Source organism: Helicobacter ibis, from assembly GCF_027859255.1.
GTDB classification, from domain to species: Bacteria; Campylobacterota; Campylobacteria; order Campylobacterales; family Helicobacteraceae; genus Helicobacter_D; species Helicobacter_D ibis.
In genome coordinates, this window is the sequence record NZ_JAQHXR010000002.1 from 361,211 (window position 1) to 382,487 (window position 21,277).

At 30.9% G+C, this 21,277-nt stretch carries 22 protein-coding genes; 14 read left to right on the forward strand and 8 right to left on the reverse strand.

Annotated elements, in window-relative coordinates; all coding sequences use genetic code 11:
• The first annotated feature begins 7 nt into the window (after positions 1–7).
• Together ligA and PF021_RS05220 are read left to right on the forward strand one after the other, a co-directional pair.
• The gene (gene ligA / locus PF021_RS05215) at positions 8–1,960 is read left to right on the forward strand and encodes an NAD-dependent DNA ligase LigA (RefSeq protein WP_271021373.1); all 1,953 of its coding nucleotides are present in this window, start codon (positions 8–10) and stop codon (positions 1,958–1,960) included.
• Complete coding sequence (locus PF021_RS05220; protein WP_271021375.1) at positions 1,961–3,721, forward strand: mechanosensitive ion channel family protein; 1,761 nt, start codon at positions 1,961–1,963, stop codon at positions 3,719–3,721.
• Positions 3,722–3,750: 29 nt separating this feature from the next.
• On the opposite strand, the gene PF021_RS05225 is transcribed toward PF021_RS05220, so the two are convergent.
• Genes PF021_RS05225 through gap form a run of 7 tightly spaced genes read right to left on the reverse strand, consistent with a single transcriptional unit; the run spans position 3,751 to position 12,774 of the window.
• Entirely contained in the window at positions 3,751–5,145 is a 1,395-nt protein-coding gene (locus PF021_RS05225; RefSeq protein WP_271021376.1) for a hypothetical protein, read from the reverse strand.
• Positions 5,146–5,153: 8 nt separating this feature from the next.
• The gene (gene ccsA / locus PF021_RS05230) at positions 5,154–7,970 is read right to left on the reverse strand and encodes a cytochrome c biogenesis protein CcsA (protein WP_271021377.1); all 2,817 of its coding nucleotides are present in this window, start codon (positions 7,968–7,970) and stop codon (positions 5,154–5,156) included.
• Positions 7,967–8,545, reverse strand: a complete 579-nt coding sequence (locus tag PF021_RS05235) for a SoxW family protein (protein WP_271021379.1) — start codon at positions 8,543–8,545, stop codon at positions 7,967–7,969. The genes ccsA and PF021_RS05235 overlap by 4 nt, the downstream gene beginning before the upstream one ends.
• Positions 8,546–8,596: 51 nt before the next feature.
• Positions 8,597–9,502 carry an acyltransferase gene (locus PF021_RS05240; protein ID WP_271021380.1) on the reverse strand — a complete coding sequence of 302 codons (906 nt, stop codon included), beginning with the start codon at positions 9,500–9,502 and terminating at the stop codon, positions 8,597–8,599.
• The gene (gene hemH, locus PF021_RS05245; protein WP_271021381.1) at positions 9,499–10,452 is read right to left on the reverse strand and encodes a ferrochelatase; all 954 of its coding nucleotides are present in this window, start codon (positions 10,450–10,452) and stop codon (positions 9,499–9,501) included. The genes PF021_RS05240 and hemH overlap by 4 nt, the downstream gene beginning before the upstream one ends.
• Positions 10,452–11,759: a M99 family carboxypeptidase catalytic domain-containing protein gene (locus tag PF021_RS05250; RefSeq protein WP_271021382.1), complete on the reverse strand. Its 1,308-nt coding sequence runs from the start codon at positions 11,757–11,759 to the stop codon at positions 10,452–10,454. The genes hemH and PF021_RS05250 overlap by 1 nt, the downstream gene beginning before the upstream one ends.
• A 10-nt stretch (positions 11,760–11,769) precedes the next feature.
• Positions 11,770–12,774 carry a type I glyceraldehyde-3-phosphate dehydrogenase gene (gene gap / locus PF021_RS05255; RefSeq protein WP_271021383.1) on the reverse strand — a complete coding sequence of 335 codons (1,005 nt, stop codon included), beginning with the start codon at positions 12,772–12,774 and terminating at the stop codon, positions 11,770–11,772.
• Positions 12,775–12,912: 138 nt separating this feature from the next.
• On the opposite strand from gap, the gene PF021_RS05260 reads away from it, so the two are divergent.
• Genes PF021_RS05260 through PF021_RS05315 form a run of 12 tightly spaced genes read left to right on the forward strand, consistent with a single transcriptional unit; the run spans position 12,913 to position 21,031 of the window.
• Positions 12,913–13,629: a Bax inhibitor-1/YccA family protein gene (locus PF021_RS05260; RefSeq protein WP_271021495.1), complete on the forward strand. Its 717-nt coding sequence runs from the start codon at positions 12,913–12,915 to the stop codon at positions 13,627–13,629.
• Positions 13,630–13,669: 40 nt separating this feature from the next.
• Entirely contained in the window at positions 13,670–14,053 is a 384-nt protein-coding gene (locus PF021_RS05265) for a thiamine-phosphate pyrophosphorylase (RefSeq protein ID WP_271021496.1), read from the forward strand.
• Positions 14,054–14,107: 54 nt separating this feature from the next.
• Complete coding sequence (gene panD / locus PF021_RS05270; RefSeq protein WP_407081415.1) at positions 14,108–14,464, forward strand: aspartate 1-decarboxylase; 357 nt, start codon at positions 14,108–14,110, stop codon at positions 14,462–14,464.
• Entirely contained in the window at positions 14,457–14,768 is a 312-nt protein-coding gene (locus PF021_RS05275) for a YbaB/EbfC family nucleoid-associated protein (RefSeq protein WP_271021386.1), read from the forward strand. Before panD ends, PF021_RS05275 begins: the two co-directional genes overlap by 8 nt.
• The gene (locus tag PF021_RS05280) at positions 14,768–15,829 is read left to right on the forward strand and encodes a DUF7488 domain-containing protein (protein ID WP_271021387.1); all 1,062 of its coding nucleotides are present in this window, start codon (positions 14,768–14,770) and stop codon (positions 15,827–15,829) included. The genes PF021_RS05275 and PF021_RS05280 overlap by 1 nt, the downstream gene beginning before the upstream one ends.
• Positions 15,798–16,667, forward strand: a complete 870-nt coding sequence (locus PF021_RS05285) for a polyprenyl synthetase family protein (protein ID WP_271021388.1) — start codon at positions 15,798–15,800, stop codon at positions 16,665–16,667. Before PF021_RS05280 ends, PF021_RS05285 begins: the two co-directional genes overlap by 32 nt.
• Positions 16,667–17,446: a 5'/3'-nucleotidase SurE gene (gene surE, locus PF021_RS05290; RefSeq protein ID WP_271021389.1), complete on the forward strand. Its 780-nt coding sequence runs from the start codon at positions 16,667–16,669 to the stop codon at positions 17,444–17,446. The genes PF021_RS05285 and surE overlap by 1 nt, the downstream gene beginning before the upstream one ends.
• Positions 17,439–18,110 carry a ThiF family adenylyltransferase gene (locus PF021_RS05295; RefSeq protein ID WP_271021390.1) on the forward strand — a complete coding sequence of 224 codons (672 nt, stop codon included), beginning with the start codon at positions 17,439–17,441 and terminating at the stop codon, positions 18,108–18,110. Before surE ends, PF021_RS05295 begins: the two co-directional genes overlap by 8 nt.
• 1 nt (position 18,111) lies before the next feature.
• Positions 18,112–18,270, forward strand: coding sequence for a hypothetical protein (locus tag PF021_RS05300; RefSeq protein WP_271021391.1), 159 nt, complete (start codon positions 18,112–18,114; stop codon positions 18,268–18,270).
• 8 nt (positions 18,271–18,278) lie between these two features.
• The gene (locus tag PF021_RS05305; RefSeq protein WP_271021497.1) at positions 18,279–19,151 is read left to right on the forward strand and encodes a carbon-nitrogen hydrolase; all 873 of its coding nucleotides are present in this window, start codon (positions 18,279–18,281) and stop codon (positions 19,149–19,151) included.
• Entirely contained in the window at positions 19,144–19,695 is a 552-nt protein-coding gene (locus tag PF021_RS05310; RefSeq protein WP_271021392.1) for a class I SAM-dependent methyltransferase, read from the forward strand. Before PF021_RS05305 ends, PF021_RS05310 begins: the two co-directional genes overlap by 8 nt.
• On the forward strand, positions 19,688–21,031 hold the full coding sequence (locus tag PF021_RS05315; protein WP_271021393.1) for an MATE family efflux transporter: 1,344 nt from the start codon (positions 19,688–19,690) through the stop codon (positions 21,029–21,031). The genes PF021_RS05310 and PF021_RS05315 overlap by 8 nt, the downstream gene beginning before the upstream one ends.
• On the opposite strand, the gene PF021_RS05320 is transcribed toward PF021_RS05315, so the two are convergent.
• Positions 21,028–21,243 carry a hypothetical protein gene (locus PF021_RS05320; protein ID WP_271021394.1) on the reverse strand — a complete coding sequence of 72 codons (216 nt, stop codon included), beginning with the start codon at positions 21,241–21,243 and terminating at the stop codon, positions 21,028–21,030. The genes PF021_RS05315 and PF021_RS05320 overlap by 4 nt on opposite strands.
• Between the last annotated feature and the right edge of the window lie 34 nt (positions 21,244–21,277).

A 21,277-nucleotide genomic window follows, 5' to 3' on the forward strand; every position in this document is an offset into this window, starting at 1 on the left:
GGACAATATGACAAATGAAGAATACTTACAAAATATACAGATTCTTAATCTATGGGCAAAGCATTACTATGTGCTAGATGACCCTATAGCCACAGATGAGGAATATGACAAACTATACAAAGAAGTGCAAAAATACGAAGAAGAAAATCCGCAAAAAATCAGCAAAGATTCACCAACCCAAAGAGTTGGAGATGTGACAATAGAATCTTTTAACAAACAAGAACATATTGAAAGAATGTGGAGCTTGGAAGATGTCTTTAATGAAGATGAAATGCAAGAATGGATAAACAAAGTAAGTAGGGCTTCAAATTTTAGTAAGTTTATATTTAGTGTTGATCCAAAATTCGATGGCGCAAGTCTAAGCCTACTATATGAAAATGGGGAGCTACAAAAAGCCATAACAAGAGGTGATGGGCTAATAGGCGAAGATGTAACACATAATGCAAGAACTATAAAAAGCATACCCCTAACAATCCCATACAAAGAAAGAATAGAAATAAGAGGAGAATGTGTAATTTCAAAACATGACTTTGAATCTTTGAATAACGAACGATTAAAATTAGATCAACCAATATTTGCAAATCCTAGAAATGCAGCTGCAGGAAGTTTAAGGCAACTAGATTCAAAGATAACTGCAAATAGAAAATTACAATTTATTCCATGGGGTGTTGGATACTGCACAATACAAGAAAATAATTTCTTTAATCTAATGGAACTTATCCGCAGTTTTGGCTTTATAAAATCTCCACTATCAAGAATCTGCAATAATGAAAATGAAATACAACAAACCTATAAAGAATATATAGAAAAAAGACAAGACTACAACATAATGTTAGATGGAATGGTAATTAGAATAAATGATATATCACTACAAAAAGTTCTAGGTTTTACAATTAAAGCTCCCCGCTTTGCTTGTGCATACAAATTTCCCGCAACAGAAAAAAGGGCAAAATTGCTAGACATAACACTTCAAGTAGGTAGAAGTGGCGTAATAACTCCAGTAGCAGAACTAGAATCGGTGCTAATCGATGGTGCAAATATAAGCCGTGCAACCTTGCATAATTTCGATGAAATAAGAAAAAAAGACATAAAAATAGGAGACCATGTCTTGCTTATAAGAAGTGGAGATGTAATACCAAAGATAATAAAGCCTATAAAAGAGCTAAGAAATGGAAGTGAGAAAGAAATAATAAAGCCAACAAATTGTCCAATATGCAATAGCAAATTATTAATAGAAGAAAAGCTAATAAAATGTCAAAATATTGACTGCAAAGCAAGAATCAAAAACACATTAATACACTTTGTAAGTAAAAATGCACTTGATATAGAAGGGCTTGGTAAAAGCATAATTGAGATTCTATACACAAATAACAAAATAGAAAAAATAGAAGATATTTATAGTTTAAATAGTGATAGTTTTGAAGGACTAGAAGGATTTAAAGATAAAAAAATAAATAATATTATAGAAGGGATTGAGGGAACTAAAAATAGCCCATTGTGGAGATTTATAAATGCGCTTGGCATAGAGCATATAGGACAAGGTGCAAGTAAAAAGTTAGCATTAGTATTTGGCCTAGACTTCTATGCTAAAAGCTATGATGATTATTTGAATATAGATGGCTTTGGAGAAGAGATGGCAAACTCTCTAGTAGAGTTTTGTAGCGTTAATAAAGAAAGAATAGAATATCTATTAGAAAAAATACAACCAACAATAGAGACAATACAAACAAACTCACAAATAGCAAACAAGACTTTTGTCCTAACAGGCACACTAAGCAAACCAAGAGAATATTATAAAGAATTATTAGAAAAAAACGGAGCTACTATAAGCTCTAGCGTTTCTAAGAAAACTGACTTTGTCTTATGTGGAGAAAACGCTGGTTCAAAGCTAAAAAAAGCACAAGAGTTAGAAATACAAATTCTAAGTGAAGAAGAAATATTAAAGATATTAGGAGAATAGATGAGATTTTTATTTTGTTTTTTTATCACAATTACTTTAGCATTTGGAAACTTACAAAATATCTTTGAGGAAATCGTAGATACAAACTCGAATCTAAAAGACAAAAGTGCAAAAGAGCTAATAGCAAACTCTCAAAAAAAATTAATACTATTAGAATCTTTTTTAAATGAAGTTATAAAATCGCAAATAAAACAAAAAGACTATGATGATGTAATAAATACTCTAAAAGAACAAATAACAATCAACCAAAATATAGGGAATCTATACCTAGCAAAACTAAAAGAAATAGAGCTAAATACAATTCTTGCTCACCAAATTTTAGAAAACAGCATATATGAGATACAAAAAAGCAACACTATCTTAGAAAACAAAGAAAACTTAAACACACACATACAATCATATATAGATAAACTAAATAAATTACAAAACATAAAATTAGACAATGAATCTAAAACATTACAAAACAATTTAAATGAACTATTAAATATAATAACAACATGCAAAGAAATTTTAAAATTCCTAGCATTAAATGAAGAATCTCTATTAAGCAATAGCATAATAGATAAATTAAGCATATCTCATATTCTTGGCTTCATAGAATCAAAACTAAACATACTAGAAATACAACAAAGTAAAATAATAAGTAAGATAATATTAAGCGCATTTGTATTTATTGTGCTATTTTTACTAAAAGGCGTCATTGCAAATTTAATAGTAAAGACAATTGCACTTCTATCAAAATTCCTACAGTCAAACACGATTCAATGCAGAATAAAAGCTCAAATAAATCGTCCCATTATAACTATTATCACAATTTTGAGCATACAAATATCCTTAGCCATTTTAATATATCCAAACAATATAGAATCAAAATACCAACTATGGTTAAATTTTGCTTATATATTATCATTTGCATGGTTTTTTATACTTTTGTTTAAAGGTTATATAGTAGAAATATTAGGCGACATGCTAGAGAAACAAAATAACTTTAGAAAAGAAGTTATGAATCTCATTTTAAAAACCATGTATTTTGTAATTTTTATCATCACTCTTTTAGCACTATTAAAAAACTTTGGATTTAATATCTCTGCAATTGTAGCTTCCTTAGGCATTGGCGGTATTGCTGTTGCACTAGCCATTAAAGATACGCTAGCAAATTTCTTTGCTTCAATTATAGTTTTAGTTGATAATTCATTTAATCAAGGAGATTTGATAGCTTGTGGAGATATTGAAGGAGTTGTTGTAGAAATGGGTCTTAGAAGGACAACTGTTAGAACATTTGATAATGCTTTATTGTTCGTGCCAAACTCAATTTTAGCAAATACTTCTATAAGAAACTGGAATCGCAGGAAAGCTGGTAGAATGATAAGAATGACAATAGGAATAACCTATTCTGCTAAACTAGAACAAATACAAACATGCATAAAAGACATAAAAGAAATGCTAGAAAACAATCCAAAAATTGCAAAAGCAACAGATGATAGAGACACCAGTGAGCTAAAAAGAATGCTTGTGCATAAAAATATAGTATCAAGCGATGATTTACTTGGGTATAAAAACACTATTTATGTTGGATTTGATAATTTTGGAGATAGTTCTTTAAATATTTTAGTGCATTGTTTCTCTGCATCTACACAATGGAGTGAATGGATGAATACAAAAGAAGAAATATGCTATGAAATTTTTAAAATAGTAGAGAAAAACAATCTTAGCTTTGCATTCCCATCACAGAGCATATATATAGAGAGTATGCCAAAATAAACATCTACTTTGGTGTTTATTTGTGAAAATTAATCATTAGCCATCATAACTTCATACATATACCAAGCAACAACATCACAACCTCTAGCATTTAAATGAATCCAATCCAAAAACAAAGTCTCTTTTGAAGAAGTAGTAGCATAATTTGCATCATAGACTTTAACTTTTACAATCTCTTTAAATTCTCTAAGCAAAGATTCTTCATACTCTAAATGAGAAAAATAATATGGAGGATAAGTTTTTAGAGCTTCTTTTTGTCCATGAAGTTCATCTTGTGTTTTATGAAGTTTTTGGTGTAAAAGTGGAGTTATAAAGCCATAAAATTTCGCTCCACTACTACTTACTACTCTGCTAAATTGCTCGATTCTAAAGGCTATTGATTTAAGTATCAAACCATAATCAACCTCTTTTATACGGAATCTAAAATCAGAGTATAAAGGAATTTTACTATCAAAAATATTTCTGCACTCACTCTCTACAAATGGGTGATAATACAACATACAATCTCTTAACAACGATTCATCTGAAATTGAAGCTGTAATTAACTCATTACCAAAAAATACACACATAACAATATCTGGGCGTAAAGATTCAAAGAGTGATAAATACAACATACACATATCAGATGTGTTATAACCTGATATGCCTAAATTTAATACTTTATAGCTAATAAGGGAATCCCCCCCCCCCGCAGGAGAATTCAATAAACCCTCTAATCTCTTAGCAATTGTAGATTCTAATGCTACCTCATCAGCCCTCATAACACTAGAACCAAAGCATAACACAAACTTAGTATTTATATCTCTATTTTTTAAAGAATGAAAATCAACTTCTTCTCTAAAGAAAAAATTCTTATCACTACAAGATCTATCAGTAAAGACATGAAAATAAGGATAATGCAACAAATCATTATCACTTTGCTTAAAAGAAGTGGTAAAGATTCTAGCAAAAGAGTTTAGCTCTGGATATTTATCTTCTACCTTTTTCAGTAGTTCTTTTTTGGATTCTACTTCTTTTATTTTCTTTTCTTTATATTCTTTTATAATTTCTTTGTATATTTGCTGAAAATTATTTAGTTTATAGTCATCTTCTAAAAGTGTATCAATAAAGCTTATAGCACTAAACCTATCCTTAAAAGATTCCAAATAAGAATTACGAAAATCGCCCAAATTTATAACTTTGATAACATTTAAATCAAAATCAAGCTGAAGCAACTTATTTTTTGCATTTTCTTGTGCATCTTCATCATTTAGACAGATTAATATTAACCTTGCTACTTTTATATCTTCTAAAGATACAAAATCACTGCCAAAAGGCAGTGCAAAGTCATCGACTATCTTATATGTAAGCCTTAGTTCTTTGCAGATTCCTAAGACATGCTTTCCAGTTACACCAAATCCATATACAAGCACATCACATTTCATAGCAATCCTTAAAGCTTAGGTGGCAACAAATCCCGCTTTCTACCAGCCAAAATTATAAGCAATATAGTTCCTGCTACAAAATAATATAAAAATGTAGGGATTGGCAATGGATCACCAGCAGCATAAGAATGCAATCCAGATAGATAATAATTCACTCCAAAATATGTCATCAATATAGAATAAAATGCGATCACAGATAATGCTGCAAACACGAATGGATTATCCCCTTTTGGCAAGAATCTAACATGCAACACAATTGCATAAACCACAATAGATATTAACGCCCAAGTCTCTTTTGGATCCCATCCCCAATATCTACCCCAAGATTCATTTGCCCATACACCGCCCAAGAAATTACCAACCGTAAGCATAGCAAGACCTAAAATCATTGACATTTCATTGATTGTGTGTATGGTTAGTAGAGTTTTGTCTATTTGAGGATTCTTACCTCTAAAGATAAACAATAACAAACTAATTGCACCAAGAATAAAACAAAGCCCTAAAAATCCATAACTAGCAGTAATAATTGATACATGTATATTTAGCCAATAAGACTTTAATACAGGCACTAAATTTCCAATTTGAGGATCCATAAATCCAAGATGCGCTACAAACAAACAAATACCGGCTAGAAAGCTAGAAGCAGCCAATGCTAAATAACTCTTCCTAAAAAACACAACTCCAGCAATACCAGAGGCCCATGCAACATATATCATAGATTCATAAGCATTACTCCAAGGTGCATGCTCACCTACATACCAACGCACCCCAAGTCCAATAGTGTGTATAATGACTAATAATAAAATAAATAAATGTATCAATTTTGAAGGTAAAATAACCACATTTTTATCACGCAGAATTTGAATTAATACAACTATAAATAGTATCACACCAGCCAAGATATAAAATAAAGTTAAATTATCAAAAATATTGTAATGGTTTAAAAATATCTCTAATTGCACTCTTTTTGCCTCTGGTAGAAGCTCTCCACCAAATTGGGCTTGAATCTGCTTAAATGCACTTAATGCTAATGTTGCATTCTCCCAATTATCCTCAACTAACCCTTGATTGAAGCTTGCAAAATATGCTTGAAATAACTTGTGTAAATGATCTCTATCTTCTTGTTTAAATGTAGCCATAGCCTCTGTTGGAGCATACCAAGTAGTGCTTTCTTTGTTAAAATCAGGTATGATTCTTAAGCTTTGTGCTGTATAGATTAAAAATGCAACATTTATCCTCTCATCAACCGCAATAACATCTTTATCGAACTTATCTCTCATTGATGGCTTTTTTCTATTCGCCTCCTCTAAGTAATTTATAAGCTTATATTGACCATTAACAAATGCATCATCAAAGGCTATATATTTTTCACTCTCATCAACACCTATTACCTGCTTTAACTTTGGAGATGAAATTGAAATCATTTTTACTTTTTTAAACTCATTTGGATATGTCATCATTCCTAAGAATAATTGCATATTGCTAAGACCTAAGAATTCATTTTTCTTAGTCATTTTATGCATATATTCCATAGCCATTGTATCAAGTGGCTTAATCCTCCCACCAAAATCTTGTATCAATAACTCACCAAAGGAGTTTGCATGATCTTTTGATTTTTCTTTTAGATTCTTTATTAAATCCAGCACATTTTCACTTGTAATCTCTGGCATTTCTTCATTTGTAATTTCATCAGCTTTTGGAATCTCTACTGATTTACCGCCATGCATATCTATTTTTTCTTGTTCATTTGCATATATAGGAGTGCTAGATATAGAAGCTATAAATAATGCTGCAATGGCTAAATTTTGTGCTTTTAAATATCTGCCTAATTTATAAAATCTACCATTTTTAGCAAAAAACGCCCACAAAAGACCAATAGTTAGCATTGCATAACCTATATATGTAGGAATTTTGCCCGGATCTCTATTTACAGATAATATTGTTCCTAACTCATCTTGATCATAAGAAGATTGGAAGAATCTAAACCCACCATAATCAAGAACATTATTCATGTATATCCTATGTGGCTCTTCTATATTGTTTGCATCATCTATTACTACAACTTCAGATTCATAAGATGACGGACTCATAGATCCAGCATATCTATCTAGAATAAAATCATCAAGCCTAATTGCAAATGGAAGAGTAATAATTCTAGCACCCCACTCTAGTGCAAACTTATGCTCACCAAGCTCAAATCTAACAAGATTCCCATTACCACCATCTTTTGGCACCTCTATTGTTTCTACATTATCCTTATATGATACTTCCACTTTTAAAAAATCAAATGACATCTTATCTTTAGCAGGTAGATAATCTACGAATTTAACATTCAAACTACCATCCATAAATGGTAATGAATGATCAAAAGATTCTTGCACCAATGGTGTTATTGTAGTTGGAAAAAATGCTCTATATACCTTATCATCTACTTTAGCAAGTATTGTTAAAAACTCCTCTTGCGACTTCATGGTATTTACACTCTCTCCTTCTCTTATATGCATAACCCCCTCAAAACCATAATATCTAGTAATAGCAGCTCCAACAAATATCACCACAAATGACGCATGAAATAACAAACTAGCATACTTTTTTCTCTGTAATGCACGAGACAGCACCATAAGTCCAATTAAGTTTAAAATAATTAAAAAATGAAGCAAATCAAACCATTGTGTATCATATATCAACGCCCTAGCAGATGGAGTGCCATAATCATTTTCTACAAATGTAGCTACACCACAGGCACTAGCATAAATAATCATCAAAACTATACTAACTTGAAAACTACAAAACCCCTTAAAAATATTATTTAATACATTTTTCATACACCCATATCCTTAAATATATTTTGCAATTCATTTTTTATTACAGATTCATCTTTACTTGTGGAATCTTTTATATAATTTAAAGTAGCCAAAAACTTATCTTTAGGCATATATCCCGGATAGACAAACATTATCTCACCTTTAGGATTTAAAAATACCAAAGTAGGTGTAGGCACAACTTGATACTTTTTTCCAAACTCTGCAGTGCTTATCTCACTGTCTAAAAAATCAACTTGATGCATTTTAGAATAACTAAGATTCACATAATAAGGAGAAAAATCATTCTTTAAAATACTTTTTATTTCATGATCGTCTTTTACTATTTCTTTTAATTTATCGCAATAAATACAGCCATTAGCAGCAAAAACCAGAAAATAGGGCTTGTTATTTGTTATAATTTTATTAGTGTCTAAAAATACATCAGCAACATCGATATATGAGTTTTTATCGATATTATTATGTGCGTCTAATTGTTCTTTGGTATTTTTCGTCCCACTTGATACAACACTAGAATCAACAGAATCTCCACAACCGAATAAAAAAATAGCCATAATCAAAACAAAGATAAACTTCATTACTAATCCCCTAGAAAATTACTTAATTTGGGGATTCTATCAAAAAATTATTTACGAATAGTTAATGGATAGTGGCTCTAGTATGTCTAGTTTGCTAAATTTGTTTTGTATTTTTTTAGCTTTAGAGATTGGCTTTGAATCTTCAAAAAGAGCAAATCTATTTTTATCATTATTGCAATAAACTGCATTATATAAAAATTCTAACTTGCTTTGTGCAGTCTCTAGCTTGTCTAAAGAAGCCTCTATAAAATCAAAATCCAAAAAAGATTCTGCACTAAAGCTATATTTAAAATCATCACTAAAATTTGGCTTATAATTTTTTATAGTCTCCCTTGTCCATACATTTGTATTTACATGTAAATCTCTTTGCCAATAGCTATCATTTTTTACCATTTTTGTGGGATTTCCAGCCCATATTTGGTTTGAATAAATTTTCTTTGTCAAAAGACTGCAAGCACCAAGGACACTACCAGAATGAATCTTAGAACCTTTTAGACATTTAGCATACATTCCAAGCCAACAATGATCTCCAACATAAATACTCTTTGCATGATTTACTCTATTATTCTCATAGTTATAGATTCCATGACTATCAGTAGTGGTAAGTAAGACATCATTAGAAAACATACAATCATTACCTATAAATACATTTTTTGTCTCATAAGCATCGATTCTGCCATCAACTATTGTTGTATTATCTCCTATATATACCACACTATCAGATACAAGCCTTAGTTTCACCTCGCCATGAAAGACAACATTATCACCAATAAAGACCAAAGAATTTGCACCATGAAACTCTATCTTTACATTAGAACTCTTTCCAGCAAAAAAGGCAATATTCGCCCCCCCCCCCGCAGAGACTGGATAAACACATTGGATATTTACATTTTGATTTAAAGATAAATCACCATATATTTTATTATTATTTACATCAACATAAGAATTTATGCTCATACCTTGCTCCTTATTAGTTCTAAAATACATTTTGCAAACTCTTCTCCAAAATTAAAACAATCAGCAACCCTATACTCCAGTAATTCAGATTCTTGTGCAAGATTTTTATATTCTATTTTTAACTCATAATCTGTTTCAGAATTATCAATTGTAAATGAGATAGGATAGATAAGTAATTTTTTATCTTTATATTTTGGAATAATATCACTCAAATTTGGTTCTAGCCATTTAATTGGTCCTATTTTTGACTGATAGGCAATTTTAATACTTGCAAATTCCAAATTATTTGCTCGTAACATTTCTTTTAGAATTTCTACATTTTTTTCTATTTCATCTTTATATGGATCTCCTAACTTTATATTTCTCTGCGGTAGCGAATGGGCTGAGAAAATAAGATGAAATTCTTTCGAATTATCATTCTTTAGAGTATTTTTAATGCTAGATACAATGCATTTATTATAAGGCTCAAAATCATAATAATGCTTAATATAGGTTATTTTTGGATTATAATTTGCACTTTTTAGTGCTTTTATAAAATCATCATAAGAACTAGCAATTGTAGTGTAACTAAAATGAGGATACATGCTAAATAGCACTATTTCTTCTATACCCTTTGTTTGCAGTTCCTTTACAACCATAGGTGCAAATGGTGGTGTATATCTCATAGCATATGTATAAAAATAGCTCGAATCTAAAGATTCCAAAGTTTTAGTAAGCTTAAAAGTATGCTCAACAAGCGGGGATTTACCACCTATTTTTTTGTAATTTTCTTTTGCTTCTTCAAGTCTCTTATTAACTATAAAATTAGCAACCATTGATCTTATAAAATTACTCTTTATAGGCAATATATAAGGATCACAAAACATGTTTTTTAAAAACACGGATACTTCAGAGAGTGAATTTACTCCACCCATATTCAATAATACAACTGCTTGTTTGTTATTTTCCACTAATTTCCTTTTTTTAGATTTATCATTCCACAAAAATTATTACCCTCATAAACTTCCACACGAAAGATACTATCACTCTTATCTAAAGAATAGTTTTTATCTATAAGTTTAGAATCTATAAAAACATCACTCTCACTAACTACTCCCTTTTTAGAGTATCCTATTACATTTACTCTAGCTGTGTTTTTGCCTTTTATTAAAAATCCATCTTTAAATGATATAGTATCCCCAAAAGACGCTAAAAACATATCCTTATTATCACTTACTATTTCCATGCTATCAAATGAGCATTTCATAGAAAAATAATCAGCCCTTAGCGTAGATACCTTTATATTTCCTATATACAACTCATATCCATTTTTTATTCTCTTTTCTCTACCAAGAGGGTGAGAAAATACAAACTCATTATCGCCCACCTTAAGTGGTGCAAAATTTATAACTCTTCTTACATTGCTTAGCGGAATCTTTACATTATTGTTTATTGTAACTTCACCATATTCTTGTATTTTTTTAGAAACTTCACTTAATGTTAACTCAAAATCCCTCTCAAACTCTATCCCCAAAATACCCATAAGAACTTCGATAGAACTAAGTTGATAAAATGTTTTTAACTCTAAATCTTTAATGTTTTTACTGGTTTCAATGGCTAATGCTGGTTTTAGGTTTGATATTGCAAAAAATGTCAAAGAATTTTGTTGTTCTTCATCTTTATGTCTAGTCTCTGTATTTCGAATCCCAAATGTATGATAATCATAGTGCAAACTCTTATTTAGACTATTTACTATATTTTGTGCTATTTCATCTAAGTTGCCAAACAATACATCATCTAATTGCTTTTGATCTATGACATATGTTTGCCCCCATGCCCTTGGGTTAAAAATTGAATTCTCCCATTTCTCTCTATAAAACCCATGCCCATCGTGTAAATTTAAAATGAAATTTACCTTTTCATCTTTTATTATGCCTTTTATTCTCTCTACATTATCATAATCTGGATCATTTTTAGAAATAACCGCAAACTTACGATTCATATCTTTATACAATCCTCTTTTAAAGTTTAAAATACTATCTGGATTTAGATTTGGCACCACAAGTACATTTCCCTTTTTTATCTTATAGTGTTGAAGCAACAATGTAGGGGTAAAATATCCACCAGGCTCATCACCATGAATCCCGCCAATTACCAATAGAGTATTACCATTTATATTTCCATTTAGCTCATATATATCAAATGGCTTATTTTTAATACTAGCATATGAAATCTCAAACAAAAACACTAAACAAAATATAACTTTTATCAAATTCACCTTTTACCTTTTATTGCTTTAATATATATTCACTCATTTCTAAGATTCTATTAGAATATCCCCATTCATTGTCATACCAAATCATTATTTTTGCCATTTTATCTTGTAGCACAAATGTTAAATCACTAGCTACAATACCGCTTAGGGAATTATTCACAAAATCTTGCGATACTCCATAATTATCATCAACTCCTAATATACCTTTCAAACTACCTTTAGAAGCTTCATAAAAAAGATTATTTATAGATTCTTTTGTGGCATTTGTTTTTAGGTTAATATTTAAGTCTATCATTGATACATCAGCTACTGGCACACGCACACTATGTCCATGAAGCTTATCTTTTATTCTTGGTAGCACCAAATGCAGTGCTTTTGCAGCTCCAGTTGTAGTTGGAATTATATTTAATGCAGCTGCCCTAGAACGCCTAAAATCACCCTTATAATATGCACTATCTATTAATCTTTGATCATTTGTATAACTATGAATTGTGCTTAAAATCCCACTATTAACACCAAAGGCGTCATCAAGCAACATGACAACCGGTGCTAAAGCATTTGTTGTGCAACTTGCATTTGATATTATTTCCTCACCATTATAAGATTTATGATTGACACCATATACAAATGTCCTTGTATCATCAAGCACTGGAGCGGATATTATCACCCTTTTTGCACCCTTTTTTAAATGACATTTCACAGATTTACTATCCAAAAATAATCCGCTACACTCTAATACAATATCAGCCCCTAGAATATCTATAGATTCTGGAATCTTACAAGAACTAAATTTTATTTGATTATCATTTACAGCATACAAACTATCATCTAGCTTTGTGTATGTAATTTCTGTTTTGTGTATTGAATCATGAGATAATAAATACATCAAATTATCACTATCTCCAAGGTCATTTATCCCAACGATTGTGAATCTATCTTTCATCTTAGTTAGTGCTATTTGTGCGACACATCTGCCAATTCTTCCAAAACCATTTATAAAAAATCTAATCTTTCCCATGCCAATACAACTTAAATATTTTCTTACATAAAGTGCGAATTGTAACACAAAAACGCAAACAAACTTTATTAAATATTGGAATCAAAACAAAAATAAGTTATAATGCAAACTTTTATATCAAAAATTAGAGAGGAAATGATGTCTTTATATGATAGAAAGTCATTAAATGATCATTACACAAATAATGAGTCAAGCTTTTCAAGTGCTACTTTTAGTAGTGATGTTGCATTAATTAGCTTTGTAAAGCAAACTTATCAGCTTTTTGCTGCGTCGCTTTTTGCTGCTAGTGTTGGTGCTTATATAGGTATTACTAGCTTTGGTGGTGTGGTAAGCCAATATTACATAGGATTTGTGATTTTGGAATTAGCACTTTTGTTTGGATTGTTTTTCACAAAGTCAAAGCCTGGCATAAATCTATTTATGCTATTTGCTTTTACTTTTGTTACAGGTGTCACACTAACCCCGATTCTAAGTAGAGTATTGGGTATGCCGGGTGGTGCTATGATAGTAGCTCAAGCATTCTTGCTAACTACTGCTATTTTTGGCGTTATGAGTATATTTGCACTAAGAACAACAAAAGATTTAGCTAGTATGGGGAAAATGCTTTTTATAGCACTTATTGTTGTAGTTATAGGCTCTATTATTAATATATTTTTAGGAAGCCCTTTATTACAGGTAATCATAGCTGGTGTTGGTGCTATATTATTTAGTTTATTTATCGCATATGATACACAAAACATCGTAAGAGGATTATATGATAGTCCTGTAATGGCGGCAGTTAGTCTGTATTTAGACTTTTTAAATCTTTTTGTATCACTACTTCAATTACTTGGAATCTTCAATTCAAAAGAATAATGAGAATCTTAGGGATTCTCATTTATGCAATAATCATAGAATCATAGATGCAAATCTCAATCGATTAAAAGAAGGCTTAAGAGTTATAGAGGATATACTTAGATATAGCTTTAACAACAAAGCCCTTGCAACTTCGATAAAAACCCTACGACATAAATGTAAAATTGATAATTACATAGACATAATAAAACAAAGAGAATCAACACATGATGTATTAAAAGAAAGTATAAATGATGAAATGCAAAGAGAAAGCCTAGAAAATATAATCATAGCAAATTTCAAAAGAACACAAGAGTCATCAAGAGTGCTAGAAGAAATTTATAAGTTAGAAAACAAAGTTTATAGCGAAACTTTTAAAAATATAAGATATGAACTATATGTTTTGGAAAAACAAATATTACTAACATTTTTTAATAAAATTTGATAGAATTGTGCAACTTTAAATAAATTTTTAGGTGGTTTTGTAGTGGTTAGGACTATGCTATATAGCAAGATTCATCGAGCAAAAGTAACAGATGCAAATTTAAATTATGTTGGCTCAATTAGTATAGATAAAGAGTTAATAAATGCAGCTTCCTTGCTTGAGGGACAAAAGGTAGATATAGTAAATATAAATAATGGTGAGAGATTCTCCACATATGTAATAGAGGGCAAAAGCGGAGAGATATGTCTAAATGGTGCTGCAGCGAGAAAGGTTCAAAAAGATGATATAGTAATAATAATAGCATATGCGTCATTTACAGAAGATGAACTAAAAACATACAAACCAAAAGTAGTAATAGTAGATAGCAACAACAAAATAATCAACATAAAAGAGGATTTAAAACATGTTTAATTCGCAAGACTTACTAAAAACACTAGAAAACCTACAAGAACAATTCAGCAATGCACAAGAAGAAAATAAAAATCTAACATTTACTGCTAAAAGTGGTGGTGGGCTTGTTAGTGTCAGTGTAAATGGAAATGGAGAGATAATTGATATTACCATTGATGATTCTCTACTAGAAGATAAAGAATCAATGCAAATATTGCTAATTAGTGCAATTAATGATGCATTAAAGAGCTTTGAGCAAAATAGAAAAAGTATGGCACTGGATATGATGAATAACATCGGTCTTGGTGGATTAAAGGGTATGTAATGTTAAAAATAATATTTTGCTTTCTATTATCTATAACAAGTGTTTTTGCGTATGATTTTAGAGTATGTCAAAAACAAGCTTCCTCATCAATGGAAAAAATTGGCAAAGAATATGGCGTAGCACTAAAAAATAATAATGGAGAAATTGTTCTTTTTTACTATTCGCCAAAGGTAACACCAAGGGGATACACAATCCTAAAACATGACCCATTTGTCGGAATGTATCTTCTAAAACCAAAAAAGAAACTAAAACCACTTAATATAAGAGAAATAAATGGTGATATACTAGAGCAAGAAATAGCAAGTATAACCCCAACACAAAGCGTTAGTGGCAAAATAAGCACACTTCAACAAAGTCAAATTGATTTTGCTACTTTAAATGTCCCAACATTTAATAGCTCAATAATATCAACCATATGCGACCATATATATGGAATTGGCATAGGAAATAACTACTTCTTAGAGAAAAGATATATAGATAGATTCTTAAATAATCCTATTTATTATGGGGATATAGGAATTAGAGTATTTAGCAACAAAGAAGGTTTAATAGAGGTAAATGTCGTAGATCCATTCTTTAAAAATAATCCATTTGCATATGGAGATATCATAATGGCTATAAATGGCGAGGCAATACCTGATTTAGCAGCATTTAACAGAGTTGTCTTTGATTTACCACAAGGCAGTAAAGTGCCAGTTAGAATAAATAGGAATAATAATGTAATAAATACATTCGTAGTTGTCGATAGACGCACGGGAGGTATGCTATTACCAGAAAATTTTCTAGCAAGAATCGGAATTGAAATATCTGATAATTTTGTCATAACAAGAGTTGAATCAACGGCTAAAAATGGATTTGATAAGCTAAAAGTTGGAGATAAAATAATACAAATAAACAATAAAAAAGTCCCAACTGGATATAACAACATAATAAGAATGCTAGGAGAGATGCCAGATAGTGAGCAAAAATGGCTTATTTCAAGAGATGATTTTCAATTTTTTATAGAAGTTAATACAAAAGATTCGCAAAATGAAAACGCTTTTACAGAATACATTAGATGATTTTGAATCTTTCATAGCTCTAAATGCTCCAAAAATAGAGAGTTTCCACCCATATTATGAATCTGCATTATGGGAGATGGTATTAGGCGGTGGTAAGAGATTTAGACCACAGCTATTAATGACTATAGTCTTAGCTTATGCACCACACAAAATACAATGTGCATTCCTTCCAGCATTAGCAATAGAGGTATTACACACATATTCTTTGATACATGATGACTTACCAAGCATGGATAATGCTTCATTAAGGCGAGGTTTAAAAACACTTCATACAAAATACGACGAAGCAGGAGCAATACTAATAGGAGACGCATTAAATACCTACGCATTTTACCTGCTATCACAAGCAAAGCTAAAACCGAAGACAAAAATAAAGCTAGTAAAAATATTAAGCAAAAATGGTGGAATCTATGGCATGGTGCTAGGACAAGCACTTGATTGTTATTTTGAAGAAAAAAAATTACCTCTATCATCACTAAAAACAATACACATAAACAAAACTGCAAAACTAATTTCTGCCTCTTTGCAAATGGGTGGAGCAATTGCAAATGTAGATAAAAAAACACTAAAAACATTAAAAAAACTTGGAATCTTGCTAGGCTTATTTTTCCAAATTAGAGATGATATTATAGATTCAACACAAAGTGAAAAAGAAGCATTAAAAACAACAAATAACGATACAAACAAAAATAGCTATGTGAATCTTTTAGGATTAGAAGGTGCTAGATATGAGCTAGAAAAATTAAAAACAAAAATAGATTCAAAGATAAAAAAGCTAAATACAAACTCACAAGAAATACTAAATATTATTTTAAAGAAATATCTAAAAGAGGTTTAATGAAAAGAATTTTTATAACAAATGATGATGGATATGAATCTCCGGGTCTTCTAGCTCTAAAAGAAGCACTATCTCCACTAGGACATGTAGTAGTAGTAGCCCCAGCAGTAGAAAAGTCAGCATGTGGGCATGGAATGAGCTTAACACACCCGCTTAGATTCATAAAAATAGATGATGATTTTTATAAGCTAGATAATGGAACTCCAACTGATTGTGTTTATTTATCACTATATTCTCTATATGATAATCCACCAGATTTAATAGTAAGTGGGATAAATATAGGCTCAAATATGGGAGAAGATGTGAGTTATTCAGGCACTGCAGCTGCTGCTATGGAGGGTGCATTACATGATATTCCATCAATTGCAATATCACAAGTATTAAAGGATAAGAATCATTTTGGATTTGACTTTGCCCTTGCAAAAGATAGTATCTATAAACTTGCCAAAAAAGTCCTAGAAGGTGGTTTTCCATTAGCAAATAGACAATTTTTAAATATAAATATCCCACAAATAACCAAACAAGAGTGCAAGGGATTTAAAATAACAGAGCTTGGAATTAGAATGTATGGCAACGATGCACAACTACACAGGAATCCAAGAGGCGAAGAATATTATTGGCTTGGATTACATCCACTATCTTGGAAGGAAAGAGAAGGAGATGAGACTTCAGATTTTAGTGCAGTCTTTGATAATTATGTATCAATCACTCCTATAACACTTGACTTTACGGCAAGAGATAAAATAAATACACTAAAACAATGGATAAATAATGGATAAAAGATTCACAAGAACACTACTATTATTTAAAGATGATGGTTTTAAAAAACTACAAGATTCTAAAGTTCTACTACTTGGTGTTGGCGGTGTTGGAAGTTTCGCACTTGATTGCCTTTATAGGACAGGTATTGGAAATATTTGTATAGTTGATTATGATAAATTTGATGAAACAAATCAAAACAGACAAATAGGAGCCCTTGAAGGTGTAGGACAAAAAAAAGTAGAAGTCCTAGCAAAAAAATATCAAGGAATAAACGCCATAGATTCTAAAGTAGATGAAGAATTCATAAATAGTTTTAACTTCGAATCTTATGACATAGTAATTGATGCAATAGATGATATAAATGCAAAAATATTGCTAGCACTAAAAATAGCAAATAAACCAAAGATAAAAACTATGCCTATACTACTATCATCAACAGGTAGTGCAAAAAAGCTAGACCCTTCAAAAATAGAATTTGCAAGCATTTGGAAAAGTCATGGGGATAAGTTTGCAAGAAAATTTAGAGAAGGATTAAAAAAGGCAAATTTTAGAGGTGATTTTTATGTTGCTTTTAGCCCAGAAGTGCCAAAATGTAAAGAGCTTGGAAGTTTTAGCGGAGTTACTGCATCTTTTGGGTTAAGACTTGCAAGTGAGGCAATATCATTTATTTTAAGGAGTTAATATGATATACACAAAACCATACGAAGATGAAGAGTATGAAGATTATGAAGATATAGATAAAGACGATGATTACGAAAATTACGGAAATAAAAATAATTTTTTATACGATGAAGATGACTATGATAGTAGTGATTCTGAATATGAAGGAGATGATGATTAATGGAGGGCATAAAAGTAGCTCTAATACAACAATCATACAAAGGCGATAAGCCAAATACGCTAAAACTAACAGCAAAAATGATAAAAGAAGCTGCGCAAAATGGTGCAAAATTGGTTTTATTACAAGAATTGCACACAAGCGAATACTTCTGTCAAAGTGAAAATGTAGATTTTTTTGATTATGCATTAGATTTTGATAAAGATTGTGAATACTTTAGCGAAATAGCTAAAAATAATAATATCGTGCTAGTTAGCTCACTATTTGAAAGAAGAACTAGTGGGCTATATCATAATACTTCTGTTGTGTTTGAAAATGATGGAACAATAGCTGGGAAATACAGAAAAATGCACATACCTGATGATCCGGGATTTTATGAAAAATTCTATTTCACACCCGGAGATTTAGGGTTTGAACCAATAAATACAAGCTTAGGCAAACTTGGGGTGCTAATTTGTTGGGATCAGTGGTATCCTGAAGCTGCAAGAATCATGGCTTTAAAAGGAGCAGAGATTTTAATATACCCAACAGCAATTGGCTGGTTTGACGAAGATAGCAAGGAAGAAAAAGATAGACAAAGAGAAGCATGGATTTCTGTTCAAAGAGGGCATGCTATTGCAAATGGAATCCCAGTTGTAGCTATAAATAGAGTTGGCTTTGAACAAGATAAGAGCAAGGTGTTAAATGGGATTAGATTTTGGGGTTCTAGTTTTGCATTTGACGCACAAGGTGAGATTCTAGCATTAGGCAGTATAGATAAAGAAGAGATATTATATTTCACATGGGATAAAAATAGAAGCGAGGAAGTAAGGAGAATCTGGCCATTTTTAAGAGACAGAAGAATTGATGCTTACTCTAGTATTTTAAAGCGTTTTGATGATTAGCGATAAAGAAAAGTGGGATAAAAAGCACAAGGAAAATCCCCCAAATACAACACCATTGGAACTATTAAAAAATTATATTCATCTAGCACAAGATTGTGAGTATAAAGTTGCACTAGATATTGCTTGTGGAATGGGTAGAAACTCATATTTTATGCGTGATAGTGGGTTTATTGTGGATAGTATAGATATATCAAGCACAGCAATAGAAAGCCTAAAGAACCAACACAATATAAACGCAATATGCGTTGATTTAGATGATTTTATAATAGAAGAAAACAAATATGCTCTAGTTGTAAATAGTTTCTTTTTAGATAGAAGACTATTTCCCCAAATTACAAAGTCTTTAAAGAAAAATGGAATATTAATTTTTGAGACATTTGTGATAAATAAACCAAATAACACACCAATAAACATAAATCACATGCTACACAAAAATGAACTTTTAAGGGCTTTTTTAAACTTAGAGATATTATTTTATGAAGAATCTTTATTAAACAAAAATGATGATTCAACATTGGTGGCAAGACTGGTAGCGCGTGGCTAGAAGGTTTTTATACTTTTACTCAAAGCAAAGAAGCAAAAAAATACTAAACATAGCTATTCCCTCTGGCTTAAACTCTCTTTTGGATATTATAAATTTATCCATAGATTTAATTATGCTTGGTAGCTTTGGGGCTACTACTATTGTTGGTGTTGGGGTTAGCTTAAGCTATATGATGATTATTTTTGCATTTACTACAATAGTTTTTGTTGGTAATAATGCTCTTGTATCTAGATTCTTAGGGGCAAAAAATCCACTAGAGGCAAATAACACAATAACAAGTATCACACTAGCAACAGCAATTATATCAATACCTCTTACATGCTTGGCTTTTTTATGCTATACGCCATTTTTTGCTTGGATTGGAGTTGATGAATTTTCACAGCAAATTGGCGATAATTTTTTACAAATACTTTTATTTGGAATCCCTCTTTTACTAATAAAGCAAGTAGTCATCTCTGCATTTTCTGCAGCTGGTGCTACAAAGATTCCATTTTTTATAAAAATAATAATAACTCTAATAAATCCGTTATTGAAATATTGTTTGATTTTTGGCTTCTTTATTATTCCTAGATTAGAAATTGAAGGTGCTGCTATTGCTAGTTTGATTATTAATGTTATTGAGACTTGTTCTTTGTTTTTTGTATTGTGGCTTTACAAAAAAAGTCCCGTAACATTTGGTAAAACAATAAAATTAGAATACATTAAAAAAGCATTTAAAATAGGGATTCCATCGGGCTTTGAAAGATTGCTTACAATTTTTTCAATTATTTTAATGAATAAATTCATTGCAATATATGGCACTCATACACTAGCTGGTTATCAAATAGCCACTAGAATTGAGGGGTTTGCTTTTATGCCTGGCTTTGGCTTTATGATAGCAGCTATGGCACTTATGGGACAGAATCTAGGAGCCAAAAAACCACTAGAAGCACGATATAGCACATTAAATACTATTCTGTTAGGTAGCATATTTATGGGGATAATAGGGCTTTGCATGACATGCTTTGCATACTATCTATCCGCTATATTTACAGACGAAATAGAAAGCATACAGGGAAGTATAAGCTACCTAATCCCTATTGGAATCTCTCAAGTGCCATTTGCATTTATATGTATATTAGATGGGGCTCTAAGAGGAGCTGGTATCACAAAAATAACACTAATTGTAAATAGTCTTATGATATGGGGGTTAAGAATCTTGCCTTGCTATTTTTTAGCAACACTAAAATATCCAGTTATATACATTTATATCTGCATAACACTAGAGACATTTTTAAGAGCATTTGTGTATTGGAAAATATTCCAAAGCGGAATTTGGAAGAGGCATAAACTCTAAAAAGCCGCCTTAAAGACTTCCAAATTAGAAAAGATATATAGCATCATAATACCAAGACAAAGGGCTATTGCAACAAATATCAAAACTTTCTTCTCAAAAGAAGTAAGTTTATCACCACTCTTAGCCACAGAAATAATAGTAGCAACTATAATGACAAGCGAAACAACGCCCATAATGCTTAAAATAGTAATAAAATCTCCAACGCTATCCACTATTGATACCCTCTTTAAAATTTTTGTGAAATTA

Bases quoted from the DNA above. Each gene is read 5' to 3' on its own strand.
- ligA (WP_271021373.1), top strand. From the start codon at position 8: ATGACAAATGAAGAATACTTACAAAATATACAGATTCTTAATCTATGG.
- PF021_RS05220 (WP_271021375.1), top strand. From the start codon at position 1,961: ATGAGATTTTTATTTTGTTTTTTTATCACAATTACTTTAGCATTTGGA.
- PF021_RS05225 (WP_271021376.1), bottom strand. From the start codon at position 5,145: ATGAAATGTGATGTGCTTGTATATGGATTTGGTGTAACTGGAAAGCAT.
- ccsA (WP_271021377.1), bottom strand. From the start codon at position 7,970: ATGAAAAATGTATTAAATAATATTTTTAAGGGGTTTTGTAGTTTTCAA.
- PF021_RS05235 (WP_271021379.1), bottom strand. From the start codon at position 8,545: ATGAAGTTTATCTTTGTTTTGATTATGGCTATTTTTTTATTCGGTTGT.
- PF021_RS05240 (WP_271021380.1), bottom strand. From the start codon at position 9,502: ATGAGCATAAATTCTTATGTTGATGTAAATAATAATAAAATATATGGT.
- gap (WP_271021383.1), bottom strand. From the start codon at position 12,774: ATGGGAAAGATTAGATTTTTTATAAATGGTTTTGGAAGAATTGGCAGA.
- PF021_RS05260 (WP_271021495.1), top strand. From the start codon at position 12,913: ATGTCTTTATATGATAGAAAGTCATTAAATGATCATTACACAAATAAT.
- panD (WP_407081415.1), top strand. From the start codon at position 14,108: ATGCTATATAGCAAGATTCATCGAGCAAAAGTAACAGATGCAAATTTA.
- PF021_RS05275 (WP_271021386.1), top strand. From the start codon at position 14,457: ATGTTTAATTCGCAAGACTTACTAAAAACACTAGAAAACCTACAAGAA.
- PF021_RS05280 (WP_271021387.1), top strand. From the start codon at position 14,768: ATGTTAAAAATAATATTTTGCTTTCTATTATCTATAACAAGTGTTTTT.
- PF021_RS05285 (WP_271021388.1), top strand. From the start codon at position 15,798: ATGAAAACGCTTTTACAGAATACATTAGATGATTTTGAATCTTTCATA.
- surE (WP_271021389.1), top strand. From the start codon at position 16,667: ATGAAAAGAATTTTTATAACAAATGATGATGGATATGAATCTCCGGGT.
- PF021_RS05295 (WP_271021390.1), top strand. From the start codon at position 17,439: ATGGATAAAAGATTCACAAGAACACTACTATTATTTAAAGATGATGGT.
- PF021_RS05300 (WP_271021391.1), top strand. From the start codon at position 18,112: ATGATATACACAAAACCATACGAAGATGAAGAGTATGAAGATTATGAA.
- PF021_RS05310 (WP_271021392.1), top strand. From the start codon at position 19,144: ATGATTAGCGATAAAGAAAAGTGGGATAAAAAGCACAAGGAAAATCCC.